Here is a 15,852-nt window from a genome sequence, read left to right as displayed (position 1 = left end):
GGGCTTAACTATACAACGCTCAAGGGTTTTGGCTTGTTTTTGTTGAAGAAGTGAAGAACGAATAGAATAGAAAAGATATAAAACAGATAAAGAATGTAAAGAATTATCTTGGCGGCGCTAGTGCAGTGGACCCACCTAACTCCATGCCGAACTTAGAAGTGAAACGCTGTAACGCCGATGGTAGTGTGGGGAATCCCCATGTGAGAGTAGGACACCGCCAGGTATTGAATGAAAGAAGAACGCCATTGAGGGAACTTGATGGCGTTTTTTATTTGTTTTATTTTATATCTCCTATTTTGGGTTTTATTTTGGGAGGCTTTTTTTGCTTAATTTAATCTTGTCTATTCTAATTTATCTTCTCTTTCGTTTTCTTGTTGGTTGAATAACAATGTCAGTGAATTTTACCATTTATGCTGTTAAAAACTTAGCAAAATTACACCGCACTTTGGTTTTATGTTTTTTAAGAGAGGCCTTAGCAAGCAATAAATAAGAACGAAGCGTTTTCACTCTTATTTATATTTTTGCATTATTGTAAGTGCGGTGTTTTTTCTAATTATTTATTCGCCAAAATTACCGCTCTTTTTGGCGCAGGATAGCCTTCAATGGTTTTTCTATGATCATTTGGATCAAGAAAATCAATCAAGCTTTCATTTTCTAGCCATAAAATCAAGGCGTTGACCGAAGGGATAAAATACACGTTTTTCATTTTTGCGTAACGATATTGCGGCATAAGCACCGTGTTTTCATCACCATCAATTCAAGTGCCAATATTGAAAACACGCTATCAAACACGCCTAAAGGCTGCATTTGCTCAGTGCTGCCCTTCGCTCATTATTCCTTTTAGAGTTTGTCTTAGGCGATTTATTACTTTGATAGTAAGAAGTTTGTTGATCATTTATGTAAAAGTTTTTTGCTCTTTGTTAATTATTGTATATGAATGCGTCACTTGGAGCAGATATTTCAAAGAAGTATTCAATGGGAACAATTAAGATTAAGTGAGATATTAGCTCTAGAATAATAATTTAAGTGTTTGTATCTAGTATAAGAGCTGATTTTTGCATATATCATTCAATTTAGACCATAGTATATGATTTAGTCTATTTACAGGTACAAAGATTAAAGAAGTCATTTGTTAAACATTTTGTGAAACCTATCCGTGTTTCCCCATATACTTTCATAAGCTTGATAAGCCGTTATTATCTATATTTTATGTATTAGATGTAGCTTTATACAGATTTTGTATAAGCTAAGTATGAAGATCAACTTTTCTTAAAATATGTGATCTTGATCACTAAATATGGTGAACTTTTTCAGATTTTGCATTGACACTTGAATGTTTCTTTGCCAATATAGCCCTGCTTCAAGTGAAGTCAGCTTTGACATTTTCTTTTAAGAAAAGTTTTAGCTTAACTTTAAATTGTTATAACAACTTAATTCTGAAAGGAATTTGATTATGAAAAAGACATTATTAGCATTAGCAGTTGCAGCTGTAGCAACTTCAGCAAGCGCAGCAACAGTTTATAACAACGATGGTACACAAGTTGATGTTGGCGGTCGTTTTGATGTAGCTTTAGGCAAATTTAATGATGATGAGCGTGCGGATCTTCGTAACGTTGGTTCACGTTTAGAATTCAAAGCGCAACACGATTTAGGTGAAGGCGTTAAAGTAATCGGTTACACTCGTTTACGTTTCAATGATGGCGGTGATAAATGGGATACTGGTTCTTCATTTAACAACATTAAAACTAACAAATTATGGTTAGCACTTCAAAAAGATGAAGTTGGTCGTGTTTCATTTGGTAAACAAGATACTACTGGTGATGCAGTAGAGATCAATGATCACTCTTACTTATTTGGCGGTAGCAATAATCTATTCACTGGTGGTGATAAAGTAGTTTCTTTCCGCTCAGCAGATTTCCAATTAGCAGAAGGCCAAACTTTAGGTTTTGGTGCTGATTATACTTTTGGTCAAGCTAAGAAACAGAATGAAGCTTCAGACCTTAAATATGCTTATGGTACATCTGCATTTTATGCAGGTCAATTCGCTGACGTTGGGGTAAATTTAAACGCTGGTTATACTGTAGAAGTATATGACAATGGTCGAGCAGCAAATCAAAATGCAAATCCTCCAGTTCAAGCTAAAAAAACAACAGGAACAGGTCGTAAAGTTCAATCTTGGCGTGTAGCTTCACAATTCGCGTATGGCCCAGTGACTTTGGGTGCTGAATACGGTCAATCTTATTATAAAGATCACCAAACTCAAGACAAAGAAGGAACAGGACGTTTCTTAGAAGTAGCTGCTAAATATCAATATTTAGATAATGCTTCTGTATATGCAGCTTGGGAACGCAACCAATATAAAGGTCACAAAGCTAAATTAAGTTTTGACAAAGGTGATGCAAACTTCTTACGTTCTGTTGTTGGTACATTAAGCGTTGCTCAAAATCAGAAATTAACAGAGAATGTTTACCTAGTTGGTGCTGATTATGCATTTAACAAAAATGTAGTAGCTTATGTTGAATATGCTCACTCTCGCGTTAAAGGTACTGGTTCTATCGAAGGTGACGATGTAAAAGTTACAGGTAAAACTAAACGTGCTAAAGATAACCGTTATGCTGTAGGTTTACGCGTTTACTTCTAATTATTAAATCAATCTAAGATTGATATGAAAACCACCTCGTTAAGAGGTGGTTTTTTATTTATTAATCTGGAGTTTGATCGGTATATATTTCTTAATGCTCTGCTTGCTAATGTAATTGCATCATTTGTGATTCATTTACTTCCAATACACCTTTTATTTGAGATAACTTTGTTTTTAGAGATGACAGCTCTAAATTCTCAGGAATATGCACCGCAATGGCGTTAAAGTTTCGGTATTCATACAACAATTCAGCGCCTAATTTTTGGCTGGCTGCAATAAGCTGCGGTGCAGTAGTTAAAGTGCGGTCGTAAAAAATAATAAAATCGCGCGTGGCACTTGACGCTTGCTCCACTTGCTGGGGGGAAATTTGAGCTGTGGCGATGTTTTGAGCATAAGGCAGATTAACACAGCTCAGCAATAACCCTGCTAAGAACAATGAACGCATTTGCATTATTTAATCGCCACCATTGATCCAAAATTAAAACACTGAAACCACAATTCAATGTGAGAAAATCCCACCGATTTCAACCGCGCTTTGTGCGTTTCAATATCATCAGTACGCATTACATTTTCAAGTGCGGTGCGTTTTTGGCTTACTTCTAGCTCGCTGTAACCATTGGCGCGCTTAAATTCGTGGTGCAAATCAATCAATAGTTCATCAATCGTTTCATCATTAAAACGGAATTTTTCCGATAATACCAGCACGCCATTGGGATTTAGCCCTTGATAAATTTTTTCTAACAGCGCACTGCGATCTTGCGGTGGTAAAAATTGCAAGGTGAAATTCAAAATCACCATTGAGGCATTGTTGATTTCAATGTTGCGAATATCATCGCACAAAATCTCCACAGGAATCTCGCTGTGATACGCCTGAATATGCTGGTGACAACGTTCCACCATCGGCAACGAATTATCCACGCCAAGAATCTTCACATTGGGCTGATGAATGTTACGCCTTACCGAAAGGGTCGCCGCACCACGAGAACAGCCTAAATCATACACATTAGAATTTGGCGTAACAAAACGGCTGGCTAACATTCCAATGGCGGTGATGATATTAGAATAGCCCGGCACAGAACGCTGGATCATATCAGGGAACACTTCCGCCACATTTTCATCAAAAGTAAAATCGCCCAAGTTCTTAATCGGGGCGGAAAAAATGGTATCTTTACTCATTATTTATCCTAAATTTGTCATCAAAGTGCGGTGAAAATTCACAAAATTTTTACCGCTCTTTATTTTGTCAGCATTTTAGAGCAAGACCGCGGTTCTCACAAATGGAAATGTATCAATCTTAATTTGTAATGACATTGTATATGCAATATAATACAGTCAATTTAACCAATGAGAGATTGATTATGACGACAATGACAAACAATAATGCCGTGGTGAATTTTCGTTTACCACAACATTTAAAAACAGAAGCATTTGAAGTGATTGCCCAATATGGCCTCACCCCATCACAAGTGTTTAATATGTTTTTAACTGAAATTGCTGCCACCAAAGCGATTCCTTTGAGTTTGAATTATTTACAACCTAATGCAAAAACTTTAGCGGCAATGAATGAAATTGAAAGTGGAACGGCTGAACGTTTCTCTCTTGATGACAAAACCGAGCTTGCCACCTTATTGCAACAAATAGCAGAAGGGAAAAAATAAATGAACCAGCCGTTGCCAATTAAGGAAATTGAAATGGCAAAAGAATTTAAGCGCGATTTGGTACAATTAGCCAAAAAAGCACCGCACTTATTTGTTCATCCCCGCTATTTGGAAGCGATGCACTGCTTAACAAATGGGCTGACTTTACCCGCTGAATATAAAAACCATCCGCTGAAAAACAATTTAAAAGGCTATATGGATTGCCACATTCTCAACGATCTCGTGCTAATTTATAAAATTGAACAGCAATGCCTAAAATTAGTTCGGCTAAATACACATTCAGAAGTTTTTGCATAACTTCTCAATTAACAATTCTATCCCCCCAAGATTTCCGTTATAATCTTGCGGTTATCACTTTTTTAAGATTTCAATAAGGAAAATATTATGATGCGAACTCATTATTGCGGGGCGTTAAACCGCAGCAACATTGGACAAGAAGTTACTCTGAGCGGTTGGGTGAATAAGCGCCGTGATTTAGGTGGCTTGATTTTTATCGATTTGCGTGATCGTGAAGGCATTGTGCAAGTCTGCTTTGACCCGAAATATCAAGAAGCTCTCACTGCTGCGGCTGGCTTGCGTAATGAGTTTTGCGTGCAAATTAAAGGCGAAGTCATTGCGCGCCCTGAAAATCAAATCAATAAAAATATGGCAACAGGCGAAGTGGAAGTGTTGGCGAAATCCCTTTCTGTTTACAATGCCTCTGATGTGTTGCCGTTAGATTTCAATCAAAATAACACGGAAGAGCAACGCTTAAAATACCGTTATTTGGATTTACGCCGCCCTGAAATGGCGCAACGTTTAAAAACTCGTGCAAAAATTACCAGTTTTGTGCGCCGTTTTATGGACGATCACGGTTTCTTAGATATTGAAACCCCAATGCTCACCAAAGCCACCCCTGAAGGCGCACGCGATTATTTAGTGCCAAGCCGTGTGCATAAAGGCAAATTCTATGCTTTACCGCAATCACCACAATTATTTAAGCAGTTGCTGATGATGTCTGGCTTTGATCGCTATTATCAAATTGTAAAATGTTTCCGTGATGAAGATTTACGCGCTGATCGCCAGCCTGAATTTACCCAAATCGATGTGGAAACCTCTTTCCTAACCGCGCCAGAAGTGCGTGAAATTATGGAACAAATGATCCACGGATTATGGTTAGAAATTTTAGGCGTAGATCTCGGTAAATTCCCAATGATGACTTGGGCAGAAGCAATGCAGCGTTTTGGTTCAGACAAACCTGATTTGCGTAACCCATTAGAAATGGTGGACGTGGCTGATTTAGTGAAAGACGTGGATTTCAAAGTATTCAGCGGCCCCGCCAATGATCCAAATGGCCGTGTAACTGTGATCCGCGTGCCAAATGGCGCAAGCATTACTCGTAAACAAATTGATGAATACACCCAATTTGTTGGCATTTATGGCGCAAAAGGCTTAGCTTGGTTGAAAGTTAATGAGCTTGAAAAAGGCTTAGAAGGCGTGCAAAGCCCAATCGCAAAATTCCTATCAGAAGAAGTGCTAAATGCGTTATTAAACCGCGTGCAAGCACAAAATGGCGACATTCTTTTCTTCGGCGCAGACAAATGGAACGTTGCCACTGACGCAATGGGCGCGTTACGCTTGAAATTAGGCCGTGATTTAGGCTTAACTCGCTTAGAAGAATGGAAACCACTTTGGGTGGTAGATTTCCCTATGTTTGAACGTGATGAAGAAGGTAACCTTGCCGCAATGCACCACCCGTTCACTTCACCGAAAGATTTCAGCCCGAGCCAATTAGAGCAAGATCCAACGGCAGCCGTGGCAAATGCTTACGATATGGTGATTAACGGCTACGAAGTGGGCGGTGGATCGGTGCGTATTTTTGACCCTGTAATGCAACAAACTGTATTCCGCATTCTTGGCATTAACGAAGTGGAACAACAAGAAAAATTCGGCTTCTTACTTGATGCTTTAAAATACGGCACACCACCACACGCAGGTTTAGCCTTTGGTTTAGACCGTTTAGTGATGCTTTTAACTGGCACAGACAACATTCGTGATGTTATCGCCTTCCCGAAAACCACCGCTGCTGCGTGCTTAATGACCGAAGCCCCAAGCTATGCCAACCCGCAGGCATTGCAAGAATTAGGTATTGCAGTAACAGCGAAAGAAGAAAAAGCAAAATAAATTTTTATAACCTATAAAATTATTTTTGAAATGGACGTAGGGGCGTATTGCATACGCCCCAAGAAGACGTATTACAATCGGCTTGGGGATAATCTCGCATATTACAGAAAATTTCCATATGTCATTAAAAATATGAAATATAATCCCGATTTGCATAAAAGACGCAGCCTTCGTTTGAAAAGCTATGATTATTCTTCAGAGGGCTGTTATTTTGTTACAATTTGCTGTGCAGATCGCTTACCGCTATTTGGTAAGGTGGGTAACGGAAGAATTTATTTAAATAAATATGGGCAAATTGCTTATGACCAATGGTTTAATACACTCAATCAACGCACAGGTATTGAACTAGATGAATTTATTGTTATGCCAAATCATATTCACGGAATTATTACGCTAACAGAAGATTTTCATCAAGCCCATCAAATTCGGCACAGGGGCGTATGCGATACGCCCCTACAATCACCAATGCATACATTAGGTGCAATTATTCGAGGTTATAAAGGTGCAGTAACAAGCCGTTTAAAAGAATATTTAGGTGAAAATATTTGGCAGAGAAACTATTACGAACATATTATTAGAAACGAAAAATCTTATGAGAATATTGCAGAATATATTCGTAATAATCCAGTTACTTGGCAAGATGATAGATTTTTTATAGAGCAATAGATAAATGATCTACAAAATAATTTTCTGAACAGACATAGGGCCGTACCGCATACGCCCCTAGAATACGAAATATCATTCAGATAGGCATTGGACTCGGAATAACTTACAAAATAGTTTTTCTGAACGGACGTAGGGGCGTATTGCATACGCCCCAAAAATACGAAACAATTGAGATAGGTATTGAATTAGATAACAGTGTTATGGAGAAATAGGAATAGATGAGCTACAAAAATCCCCATAGCGTTCTTGTTGTTATCTATGCTAAAAATACGCATCGCGTACTGATGTTGCAACGCAAAGACGATCCCGAATTTTGGCAATCAGTAACGGGATCAATGGAAAATGGCGAAACGCCGAGGCAAACGGCTATTCGCGAGCTTTGGGAAGAAGTGCGGTTAAAAATTTCACCAAATTCCACCGCACTTTTTGATTGCAATGAAAGCGTAGAATTTGAAATTTTTCCCCATTTCCGCTATAAATACGCACCGAATATCACCCATGTGTGTGAACATTGGTTTTTATGCACCGTGGAAGAGGAATTTGAACCGCAACTCAGCGAGCATTTAGCCTTTAAATGGGTTTCCCCACAACAGGCCGTGCAAATGACAAAATCGCCAAATAACGCTGCAGCGATTGAGAAATATTTGGTAAATAAGGGCTGATTGATTATTTGGCTGGAATAAATTCTGCCAAATCTCCCCTAACCCCTCTTTTGCTAAAGAGGGGAGCAGTGCGGTGAAAAAAATAAGAGTATTTTTGACCGCACTTCAAAATTAGAATAAATATAATCACTGTTGATAGCTGGTTATTTGTTAAATAAGGGCTGATTGATTATTTGGCTGGAATGACTTCTGCCAAATCTCCCCTAGCCCCTCTTTGCTAAAGAGGGGAATTTAGTAGTTATAGCTCAAAATGAGTTAATCATACGCTCATATCCCCCTCTTTAGAAAAGATGGGTAGGGGGAGATTTGATAGTAGCAATAACTACGCACTAAATGATATGACGCCTATTGTGGTGAACATAAGTCGCCAATGGCGAAACCCGATTTATAAAAATAAACAAATTTAATTAAACTCAAGATCAAAAAGATCACAAAAAACAGAAGGAAAAAAAATGGCAGGACATAGTAAGTGGGCAAATATTAAACACCGTAAAGCCGCCCAAGATGCCCAACGTGGAAAAATCTTTACTAAATTAATCCGTGAATTGGTTACCGCAGCCAAACTTGGTGGCGGTGATGTGAGTGCTAACCCGCGTTTGCGTGCGGCGGTGGATAAAGCCCTTTCTAACAATATGACGCGCGATACCATTAACCGTGCGATCGATCGCGGTGTTGGAGGCGGTGATGACACTAATATGGAAACTAAAGTTTATGAGGGATATGGTCCAGGTGGTACAGCGGTAATGGTGGAATGTTTAAGTGATAACGCAAACCGCACCATCTCGCAGGTTCGCCCAAGTTTCACTAAATGCGGCGGAAACTTAGGTACAGAAGGTTCTGTAGGCTATTTGTTTAGTAAAAAAGGCTTGATTTTAATAGCGGAAGCCGATGAAGATGCGCTTACAGAAGCAGCAATTGAAGCAGGCGCAGATGACATTCAACCACAAGAAGACGGCAGTTTTGAAATCTACACCGCGTGGGAAGATTTAAGTGCAGTGCGTGAAGCCATTGAAGCAGCAGGCTTCAAAATTCAAGAAGCGGAAGTTACAATGATCCCATCAACTACGGTAAATCTTGATGCGGAAACAGCACCAAAATTATTACGCTTAATTGATATGCTAGAAGATTGTGATGATGTGCAAAACGTGTATCACAATGGCGAAATCAGTGATGAAGTGGCAGCATTGCTTTAATTTCTCACATTGATTTGATCAGCGATAAGTTAAAAGGTGCGTGATCTTCAGCACCTTTTTCATTTAGGAAAAAAGATGGCAATTATTTTAGGTATCGACCCCGGCTCTCGTTTAACTGGCTATGGGGTGATTCGCCAAATGGGGCTTAAATTAGAATATTTAGGCAGCGGGGTGATCCGCACTCAGGCAGAAGATATGCCAACCCGTTTAAAGCGTATTTATGCGGGCGTGAGCGAAATTATCACCCAATTTCAGCCCACAATGTTTGCCATTGAAGAAGTATTTTTGGCCAAAAATGCCAATTCTGCCTTAAAACTTGGACAAGCCCGTGGCGTGGCGATTGTGGCTGCAGTGAACCACGATTTACCGGTGTTTGAATATGCCGCACGCTTAGTCAAGCAAACGGTGGTTGGCACAGGGGCGGCCGATAAAACTCAAGTGCAAGAAATGGTAACGCGCATTCTTAATCTTTCCGCGAAACCGCAAGCCGACGCTGCCGATGCCTTAGCCATTGCCATCACGCATTCCCATTCTTTCGCGCATTTATCGCACATTAATCAAAATGTACAAAAAACAGCGGGAAAAAACACCGCACTTTTGCGTCCAAGATATAGCCGTGGGCGTTTCCGTTTATAATGGCTAAGTGTGAAAATTTATCGTTTAAAACTGGATATTTATCCAGTTTTATTTTATCCTATGGCAAATCGTTTTAAGGGGAAATTATGATAGGCCGTTTAACAGGATTATTAGTCGAAAAGCAACCACCAGAAATTTTGCTTGATGTGCAAGGCGTGGGCTATGAGCTTTTATTGCCAATGACCAGCTTTTATAACTTGCCAGAAACTGGGCAACAAACCACCCTTTTCACCCATTTGGTCGTGCGAGAAGATGCGCATTTGTTGTTCGGATTTTCCCACAAACAAGACCGCACTTTATTCCGCGAGCTAATCAAAACCAACGGTGTAGGCCCGAAACTGGCACTCGCCATTTTATCTGCAATGTCGGTCAATGAATTTGCTTATGCCATAGAACGTGAAGAATTGTCTAAATTAGTCAAAATCCCCGGCGTGGGCAAAAAAACAGCAGAACGCTTACTGGTTGAATTAAAAGGGAAATTTAAGGATTTACCACAAGGTGATTTCTTTATTGAAAGCACGCATTTACCTGCAGCAGAAAAATCACCAAATAAAGAAAATGTTCAAATTGATGATGCAGTCGCGGCATTAATTGCGTTAGGTTACAAAGCAAGTGAAGCGGAAAAAATGGTGAAGAAAGTTGCCGATCCTGCGCTTAACAGCGAACAATTAATCCGCGAAGCCCTAAAAGCAGCGTTATAAATAAGGCAGAATAATGATTGAAGTAGATAGAATTGTCAGCGCAACGGAAAAGTTCGATGAAGAGTTCATTGATCGTGCCATTCGCCCTAAATTACTCACCGATTATGTGGGGCAACCGCAGGTCTGTGAGCAAATGGAAATCTTTATCCAAGCCGCCAAACTGCGTCAAGATGCACTCGATCACCTATTGATTTTCGGCCCACCGGGGTTAGGGAAAACCACTCTTGCCAATATTGTGGCGAATGAAATGGGAGTAAATATCCGCACCACTTCGGGGCCTGTGCTTGAAAAAGCGGGCGATTTAGCGGCAATGCTAACCAATCTTGAACCGCACGATGTGCTATTTATTGACGAAATTCACCGCCTTTCCCCAGCTATTGAAGAAGTGCTGTATCCCGCAATGGAAGATTATCAGCTTGATATTATGATTGGTGAAGGCCCAGCAGCACGCTCAATTAAACTGGATCTACCCCCTTTTACCTTAATTGGCGCAACCACCAAAGCAGGCTCGCTCACTTCCCCTTTGCGTGATCGCTTTGGCATTGTACAACGCTTAGAATTTTATTCCGTGGAAGATCTGACTTCTATCGTCGCTCGCAGTGCACAATGTTTAAATTTAGCCATTGAACAAGATGCGGCGCAAGAAATTGCCTGTCGTTCTCGTGGTACACCGCGTATTGCCAACCGTTTATTGCGCCGTGTGCGAGATTATGCCGATGTTAAAAATGCAGGGCAAATTTCAGCACAAATTGCCAAATCCGCCCTTTCAATGTTAGATGTTGATCCCGCAGGTTTCGACTTTATGGATCGCAAATTATTAAGCGCCATTATTGAACGTTTTGACGGCGGCCCTGTGGGTTTAGACAACCTTGCCGCCGCCATTGGTGAAGAACGTGAAACCATTGAAGATGTACTTGAGCCTTATTTAATCCAACAAGGCTTTTTACAACGCACCCCAAGAGGACGTATCGCCACATTGCGAACTTATCGTCATTTGGGGATTGATAAGCTGACTGACTAGGGAAAAAACGATGGAGTAGGGAAGTGCTCCGTTTTTTCACAAGCTTTATTGAGATAATAAAGTAGCAAGCTACAAGAAGTTGATGTAGAAAAGTTGGTAGAAAAACGTGTCTTATACCCAAAAATAAAGTGCGGTAAAAAATCTGAAAATTTTCCACCGCACTTGTCTTTTCACTATTCTGTTATTTCATCGCTAACTGATAAAATCTGGCGATATTTTGCGCTGTTGAAATCAGGTTCTCTTTCCCCGAACGCAAGGTGTTTTCCAAACTATCGAGCTGACGAATAATCGGAAAGACCGCATCAATGCCCTGCTCATACACCACTTCGTAATCTTCCCGCAGACAGCCTACGATAGCAATCACAGGTTTGCCAAATTGCTTAGCAGTTTTGGCGACACCAATGGGTGTCTTTCCGTAAGCGCTCTGCCCGTCCATTCGCCCTTCACCAGTAATCACCAAATCGGCATCTTGCACTTGGGCGCTAAAATTTAAGGTTTCTAACACAATATTTACGCCTTTTTTCAACCGCACTTTAGGTAGCAACAATAATCCACCGCCCATTCCGCCAGCCGCTCCTGCACCAGATTGATTGGCGATATTAATACCAATCTGCTGCTGTACTTTCTCGGCGAAATGAGCAAGCGCGGCATCAAGTTGTTGCACCATTTGTGCGGTTGCCCCTTTTTGCGGCCCGAACACAGCAGATGCACCAGTTTCACCACATAATGGATTATTCACATCACAAGCCACTTCAATTTGTACTTGCGCTAAACGTAAATCAAGCTGGCTTAAATCAATATGAGCGGTGTGAATTAATTGTTCGCCGCCATAGCCCAAAGATTGATTTTCAGCATTGAGAAAGCGCGCGCCCAAAGCCTGCAACATTCCCACGCCAGCATCATTGGTTGCACTTCCACCAATGCCGAGAATAATTTTTTTCACCCCATAATTTAAGGCGTTCAAAATCAATTCTCCCGTGCCAAAACTGGTGGTTTTCAATGGATTACGCACCTCCATTGGCACAAGATGCAACCCTGAAGCCGCTGCCATTTCAATGAATGCAGTTTCACCATCACCAGAAAGCCCCCAAAATGCGTCAATTTTATTGCCCAAAGGGGCGGTAACCGTGCATTGGATAAGCTTGCCTTGCGTCGCGTCCACCAAAGATTGCACCGTGCCTTCCCCACCGTCAGCCATTGGGATTTTGCAATATTGTGCGTGCGGAAAAATCTTGCGAAACCCAATTTCAATCGCTTCCGCCACTTCGAGTGCGGTCAAACTTTCTTTGAATGAATCCGGTGCAATGAGTATTTTCATTGTTAATTCCTGTTAAAGTAAAACTAAGGAAAGGATATAAACTGTGCTAATCCCCACAATTCCCATAATAAAAGTGAGTGTGGTTTGTGTGCGATAGCCTTGTTGTGGTGTCATTTTACTAAAATTTGTTACCACCCAGTAATAACTGTCATTGGCGTGTGAAACACACATTGCCCCTGCTGCAATCGCCATTACGGTCAATGCAGCAGCAATTTCACTGGTTAAGCCTAATGCACTCATTAGAGAATCATCAACATTGAACATTCCCATAATTGCCGCGGTGGTAATCATTGCCACGGTAGAGCTGCCTTGTGCGGTTTTCAAAATCGCTGAGATAATAAATGGAAAGAAAATACCCGCACTACTAATAATATGCGCATTTTCTTTAATATATTCTACGAACCCAGCTTCAACAATCACTTTGCCTAATACACCACCAGCTGCTGTAATAAACAGAATTGGGCCAACGAGTTTTAGTGTGTCGTTGGTTAAGGTTTCAAACTCACTCATTTTGCCACATTGAAAAATAAGAATGATGGCAAAGATTAATCCAATACCTAAGGCAATGATTGGATTGCCTAAGAATAAAATGAAATTAGCAATATCCCCTGTTGCACCTGAGATTTTAGTGATTGAACCTAATGCCATTAAAATGATAGGGACAAAAATTGGCGCAAGGCTTAAAAAGCCATTAGGTAAAGTGCCATATTTTTTCAATAAGGCTTCATAGCCTTGAGCAATCAATTCATCATTAGCATCATCTTGCAAAATCACTCGCTTACCAATAAATTTGGCAAAAAGATAACTTGCGATCAAAACAGGAATGGATACTGCAATCCCCATAAGAATGACCAATAATAAATTATGCTCTAAACCTAACCCACCTGCCACGGCAATTGGCCCCGGTGTTGGTGGAATAAAAACGTGTGCGGCGTAAAGCCCTGCACTCAGTGCAACCGCAGTACCAACGGGATTCGCAGCAATTTTTTTCTGAATCGCTTCACGAATTGGGTTTAACACAACAAAACCGCTATCACAGAACACAGGAATACCAACAACCCAGCCCATAATAAGCATAGCCAGCTCTGGTCGTTTTTGTCCAACCAGTTTAACAACCATATCAGCTAATTTTAAGGCTGCACCTGTTTTTTCTAGCACCATACCGATAATCGCACCGAAAATAATCACAATACCGATGCTCTTAAATGTGCCACTAAAACCAGCTCCAACCATTGCTGGAATTTTAGTGAGAGGAATACCCGCAATAAGCGCTAACGCAAGGGAAATGCTCATTAATGCGAGGAAAGGATGAACTTTTAATTTCGCTATCATAAAAATCATAATAAGGATAGCAAGGATAAAGCTAATAATGAGTGCGATGCCCGTCATATCATTTCTCCTTTTATATGATTAATCATCGATCACATTATTGTTTTTTCTCTGCGAAAATACTTTATCCTAAAATACAAAAATTAAGGTAAAAATCCATAATAATTTATAGAAAAATACAAATTACTTTTTAAACAATATGCTTAAATAAAACACAAATAGATCATCTATCTTATTGAAAGACAAAGAGGTTATTTGCTCAATTTTGTTAAGCCGATAACGCAGAGTATTAATATGAATGAATAAATTTTGTGCGGTGAGAGTAAGATCACAATTTGATAAAAAATATTGTTGCAGCGTTTTGCGTAATTGTTGATTGGTATCTTGCGCATAAAGTTTATTAATAGGTTTTAACAATTCTTTTGCTTGCCAAGAATCTGTTAAATCATCTAATAAAACAGGCAGCTGGTATTGTTCAAAAAAATAAATCGATTTTTTCGGGAAAAATTTTAATCCATAACTTAGCGTACTTAATGCTGTTTTATAAGAAAGCGCCAACCTTTCATTTCCACCTAAAAAACCGCCCACCACAATCTTATATTGATGAGGACTCCAATGTGCTGGCACAAAGGTTTTCAACAACATTTTATTTTGACGTTCATTTGCGGGTAATAATATCAATATGGAATCCAAAGAATGAATAGCAAAAAGCACATTTTGCTGTTGCAAGTAGCTGACTAATTCTTGTAATTGAGTTTGATTGGAATGGCACAAATTAATCAGCGTTGCCACATAATCAAGGGATAAATCAATGCCAAAGAAATTTGCCTGTTGAGCAAGCTGGGGATATTTCTGCGAATGATTAACTAACTGTAAAATAAATTCCTCTTTATAACGATGCGACCAACGTTCTTGCTCAATTAAAATGTGCTGTTCAACAATTAATTCCGCCGTCATTTTTACTAATTCGGCATAAGGACGCACTTCCTCTGGCTTGCCTGATACCCCCACAACGCCAAAAATATTACCGAGATAATTAATTGGAATATTAATACCAGGCTTGGCTTCTTGATTCCATTTTTGCGAAAGAAACTCATCAACTTCCACAACCCGATTTTCTCGAATTGCAATCACCGCTCCCGTATGTTTTTGCTTTAAACGGGAAGTATCGCCAGAAGCAATAATCACCCCATTTTTATCCATTACATTGACGCTGTTTGGAATAATATGCATTGCCCGTTGAACAATTTTCTGTGCAACTTGCTGATCAAGTTCCATAATCCACCTGAAAATGAAATCAAACTTGGCTAAATCATATAATTAAAATGCTTATTTACCCAAGATATTTATTGCATTTTTTCTCTTAATCGCTACAATTATTGCTCCTTGTCGGCGCTGAATTAGAGATCGGCGTTTGATGTATGACTAACCCTACTATTGAGGATTTTAATATGTCTCTAAGCACAGAAAAAAAAGCAGCTATCGTTGCTGAATTTGGTCGTGATGCAAAAGATACTGGTTCATCTGAAGTTCAAATTGCATTATTAACTGCACAAATCAACCACTTACAAGCACACTTTGCAGTGCATAAAAAAGACCATCACGGTCGCCGTGGTTTATTACGTATGGTTTCTCGTCGTCGTAAATTATTAGACTACTTAAAACGTACTGATTTAGCTAAATACAGCGAAACTATCGCTCGTTTAGGTTTACGTCGCTAATTTCCAAATTAGAACAAGAAAACGCTCAAGCAATTGAGCGTTTTTTTATGGGAATATTTTATCAATAGCAAGGATAAACCTACGTCTGCTCAAAAAAATACCCTAAAAAATTACCGCACTTTAAAATTCAATCTAACCACATT

Annotated in this window: 16 protein-coding genes, 1 rRNA gene and 1 pseudogene; 12 read left to right on the top strand and 6 right to left on the bottom strand. The window is 39.8% G+C overall.

The features are described 5' to 3' along the window. Positions 1-107 precede the first annotated feature (107 nt). A 5S ribosomal RNA gene (gene rrf / locus C3007_RS01620) occupies positions 108-223 on the top strand. 330 nt (positions 224-553) lie between these two features. Here the strand turns inward: rrf and C3007_RS01615 are convergent. Next, positions 554-813: pseudogene (locus C3007_RS01615) on the bottom strand (DUF1698 domain-containing protein); the annotation flags it as partial. Positions 814-1,453: 640 nt separating this feature from the next. Between C3007_RS01615 and C3007_RS01610 the strand changes: the two are divergent. Continuing rightward, on the top strand, positions 1,454-2,641 hold the full coding sequence (locus tag C3007_RS01610) for a porin (RefSeq protein ID WP_103852774.1): 1,188 nt from the start codon (positions 1,454-1,456) through the stop codon (positions 2,639-2,641). Between the two features lie 106 nt (positions 2,642-2,747). Here C3007_RS01610 and C3007_RS01605 read toward each other — a convergent pair whose 3' ends face one another. Together C3007_RS01605 and cmoA are read right to left on the bottom strand one after the other, a co-directional pair. Further along, positions 2,748-3,092 carry a hypothetical protein gene (locus tag C3007_RS01605; protein ID WP_103852773.1) on the bottom strand — a complete coding sequence of 115 codons (345 nt, stop codon included), beginning with the start codon at positions 3,090-3,092 and terminating at the stop codon, positions 2,748-2,750. Beyond that, positions 3,092-3,817, bottom strand: coding sequence for a carboxy-S-adenosyl-L-methionine synthase CmoA (cmoA, locus tag C3007_RS01600; RefSeq protein ID WP_103852772.1), 726 nt, complete (start codon positions 3,815-3,817; stop codon positions 3,092-3,094). Before cmoA ends, C3007_RS01605 begins: the two co-directional genes overlap by 1 nt. A 191-nt stretch (positions 3,818-4,008) precedes the next feature. On the opposite strand from cmoA, the gene C3007_RS01595 reads away from it, so the two are divergent. The 9 genes from C3007_RS01595 (at position 4,009) to ruvB (ending at position 11,341) form a co-directional block, all read left to right on the top strand. Beyond that, a complete protein-coding gene (locus tag C3007_RS01595) occupies positions 4,009-4,299 on the top strand; it encodes a type II toxin-antitoxin system RelB/DinJ family antitoxin (protein ID WP_103852771.1) in 291 nt (96 codons plus the stop codon). Next, positions 4,300-4,596 (top strand): type II toxin-antitoxin system RelE/ParE family toxin, encoded by a 297-nt coding sequence (locus C3007_RS01590; protein WP_103852770.1) that lies wholly within the window; start codon positions 4,300-4,302, stop codon positions 4,594-4,596. Between the two features lie 87 nt (positions 4,597-4,683). Next, positions 4,684-6,462 carry an aspartate--tRNA ligase gene (gene aspS, locus C3007_RS01585; protein ID WP_103852769.1) on the top strand — a complete coding sequence of 593 codons (1,779 nt, stop codon included), beginning with the start codon at positions 4,684-4,686 and terminating at the stop codon, positions 6,460-6,462. A gap of 132 nt (positions 6,463-6,594) precedes the next feature. Further along, positions 6,595-7,128, top strand: coding sequence for a transposase (locus C3007_RS01580; protein WP_103852768.1), 534 nt, complete (start codon positions 6,595-6,597; stop codon positions 7,126-7,128). A 218-nt stretch (positions 7,129-7,346) separates the two neighbouring features. Next, the gene (nudB, locus tag C3007_RS01575) at positions 7,347-7,790 is read left to right on the top strand and encodes a dihydroneopterin triphosphate diphosphatase (RefSeq protein ID WP_103852767.1); all 444 of its coding nucleotides are present in this window, start codon (positions 7,347-7,349) and stop codon (positions 7,788-7,790) included. A gap of 452 nt (positions 7,791-8,242) precedes the next feature. Then, complete coding sequence (locus tag C3007_RS01570; protein WP_103852766.1) at positions 8,243-8,983, top strand: YebC/PmpR family DNA-binding transcriptional regulator; 741 nt, start codon at positions 8,243-8,245, stop codon at positions 8,981-8,983. Between the two features lie 75 nt (positions 8,984-9,058). After that, the gene (gene ruvC, locus C3007_RS01565) at positions 9,059-9,619 is read left to right on the top strand and encodes a crossover junction endodeoxyribonuclease RuvC (RefSeq protein ID WP_103852765.1); all 561 of its coding nucleotides are present in this window, start codon (positions 9,059-9,061) and stop codon (positions 9,617-9,619) included. An 86-nt stretch (positions 9,620-9,705) separates the two neighbouring features. Then, entirely contained in the window at positions 9,706-10,320 is a 615-nt protein-coding gene (gene ruvA, locus C3007_RS01560) for a Holliday junction branch migration protein RuvA (protein WP_103852764.1), read from the top strand. A gap of 13 nt (positions 10,321-10,333) precedes the next feature. Further along, the gene (gene ruvB, locus C3007_RS01555) at positions 10,334-11,341 is read left to right on the top strand and encodes a Holliday junction branch migration DNA helicase RuvB (RefSeq protein ID WP_103852763.1); all 1,008 of its coding nucleotides are present in this window, start codon (positions 10,334-10,336) and stop codon (positions 11,339-11,341) included. Positions 11,342-11,522: 181 nt separating this feature from the next. On the opposite strand, the gene C3007_RS01550 is transcribed toward ruvB, so the two are convergent. The 3 genes from C3007_RS01550 to C3007_RS01540 all read right to left on the bottom strand — a co-directional run bounded on the left by C3007_RS01550 (position 11,523) and on the right by C3007_RS01540 (position 15,266). Then, on the bottom strand, positions 11,523-12,659 hold the full coding sequence (locus tag C3007_RS01550) for a glycerate kinase (RefSeq protein WP_103852762.1): 1,137 nt from the start codon (positions 12,657-12,659) through the stop codon (positions 11,523-11,525). 12 nt (positions 12,660-12,671) lie between these two features. Next, positions 12,672-14,048 carry a GntP family permease gene (locus tag C3007_RS01545; RefSeq protein ID WP_103852761.1) on the bottom strand — a complete coding sequence of 459 codons (1,377 nt, stop codon included), beginning with the start codon at positions 14,046-14,048 and terminating at the stop codon, positions 12,672-12,674. Between the two features lie 123 nt (positions 14,049-14,171). Continuing rightward, positions 14,172-15,266 (bottom strand): sugar diacid recognition domain-containing protein, encoded by a 1,095-nt coding sequence (locus C3007_RS01540; protein ID WP_103852760.1) that lies wholly within the window; start codon positions 15,264-15,266, stop codon positions 14,172-14,174. Positions 15,267-15,439: 173 nt separating this feature from the next. Here C3007_RS01540 and rpsO point away from each other — a divergent pair, with 173 nt between their 5' ends. Further along, positions 15,440-15,709 carry a 30S ribosomal protein S15 gene (rpsO, locus tag C3007_RS01535; RefSeq protein WP_017805737.1) on the top strand — a complete coding sequence of 90 codons (270 nt, stop codon included), beginning with the start codon at positions 15,440-15,442 and terminating at the stop codon, positions 15,707-15,709. Positions 15,710-15,852 lie beyond the last annotated feature (143 nt).

The sequence above is a fragment of the Avibacterium gallinarum genome (assembly GCF_002921135.1).
GTDB lineage: Bacteria > Pseudomonadota > Gammaproteobacteria > Enterobacterales > Pasteurellaceae > Avibacterium > Avibacterium gallinarum.
This window is presented reverse-complemented; position numbering and strand designations above follow the sequence as displayed.

What these genes read in the sequence shown, in the direction of transcription:
- cmoA (WP_103852772.1), bottom strand. Translation starts at nt 3,817, where the DNA reads ATGAGTAAAGATACCATTTTTTCCGCCCCGATTAAGAACTTGGGCGAT.
- C3007_RS01595 (WP_103852771.1), top strand. Translation starts at nt 4,009, where the DNA reads ATGACAAACAATAATGCCGTGGTGAATTTTCGTTTACCACAACATTTA.
- C3007_RS01610 (WP_103852774.1), top strand. Translation starts at nt 1,454, where the DNA reads ATGAAAAAGACATTATTAGCATTAGCAGTTGCAGCTGTAGCAACTTCA.
- C3007_RS01545 (WP_103852761.1), bottom strand. Translation starts at nt 14,048, where the DNA reads ATGACGGGCATCGCACTCATTATTAGCTTTATCCTTGCTATCCTTATT.
- aspS (WP_103852769.1), top strand. Translation starts at nt 4,684, where the DNA reads ATGATGCGAACTCATTATTGCGGGGCGTTAAACCGCAGCAACATTGGA.
- ruvB (WP_103852763.1), top strand. Translation starts at nt 10,334, where the DNA reads ATGATTGAAGTAGATAGAATTGTCAGCGCAACGGAAAAGTTCGATGAA.
- rpsO (WP_017805737.1), top strand. Translation starts at nt 15,440, where the DNA reads ATGTCTCTAAGCACAGAAAAAAAAGCAGCTATCGTTGCTGAATTTGGT.
- C3007_RS01540 (WP_103852760.1), bottom strand. Translation starts at nt 15,266, where the DNA reads ATGGAACTTGATCAGCAAGTTGCACAGAAAATTGTTCAACGGGCAATG.
- C3007_RS01605 (WP_103852773.1), bottom strand. Translation starts at nt 3,092, where the DNA reads ATGCAAATGCGTTCATTGTTCTTAGCAGGGTTATTGCTGAGCTGTGTT.
- C3007_RS01590 (WP_103852770.1), top strand. Translation starts at nt 4,300, where the DNA reads ATGAACCAGCCGTTGCCAATTAAGGAAATTGAAATGGCAAAAGAATTT.
- ruvA (WP_103852764.1), top strand. Translation starts at nt 9,706, where the DNA reads ATGATAGGCCGTTTAACAGGATTATTAGTCGAAAAGCAACCACCAGAA.
- nudB (WP_103852767.1), top strand. Translation starts at nt 7,347, where the DNA reads ATGAGCTACAAAAATCCCCATAGCGTTCTTGTTGTTATCTATGCTAAA.
- C3007_RS01550 (WP_103852762.1), bottom strand. Translation starts at nt 12,659, where the DNA reads ATGAAAATACTCATTGCACCGGATTCATTCAAAGAAAGTTTGACCGCA.
- C3007_RS01580 (WP_103852768.1), top strand. Translation starts at nt 6,595, where the DNA reads ATGAAATATAATCCCGATTTGCATAAAAGACGCAGCCTTCGTTTGAAA.
- C3007_RS01570 (WP_103852766.1), top strand. Translation starts at nt 8,243, where the DNA reads ATGGCAGGACATAGTAAGTGGGCAAATATTAAACACCGTAAAGCCGCC.
- ruvC (WP_103852765.1), top strand. Translation starts at nt 9,059, where the DNA reads ATGGCAATTATTTTAGGTATCGACCCCGGCTCTCGTTTAACTGGCTAT.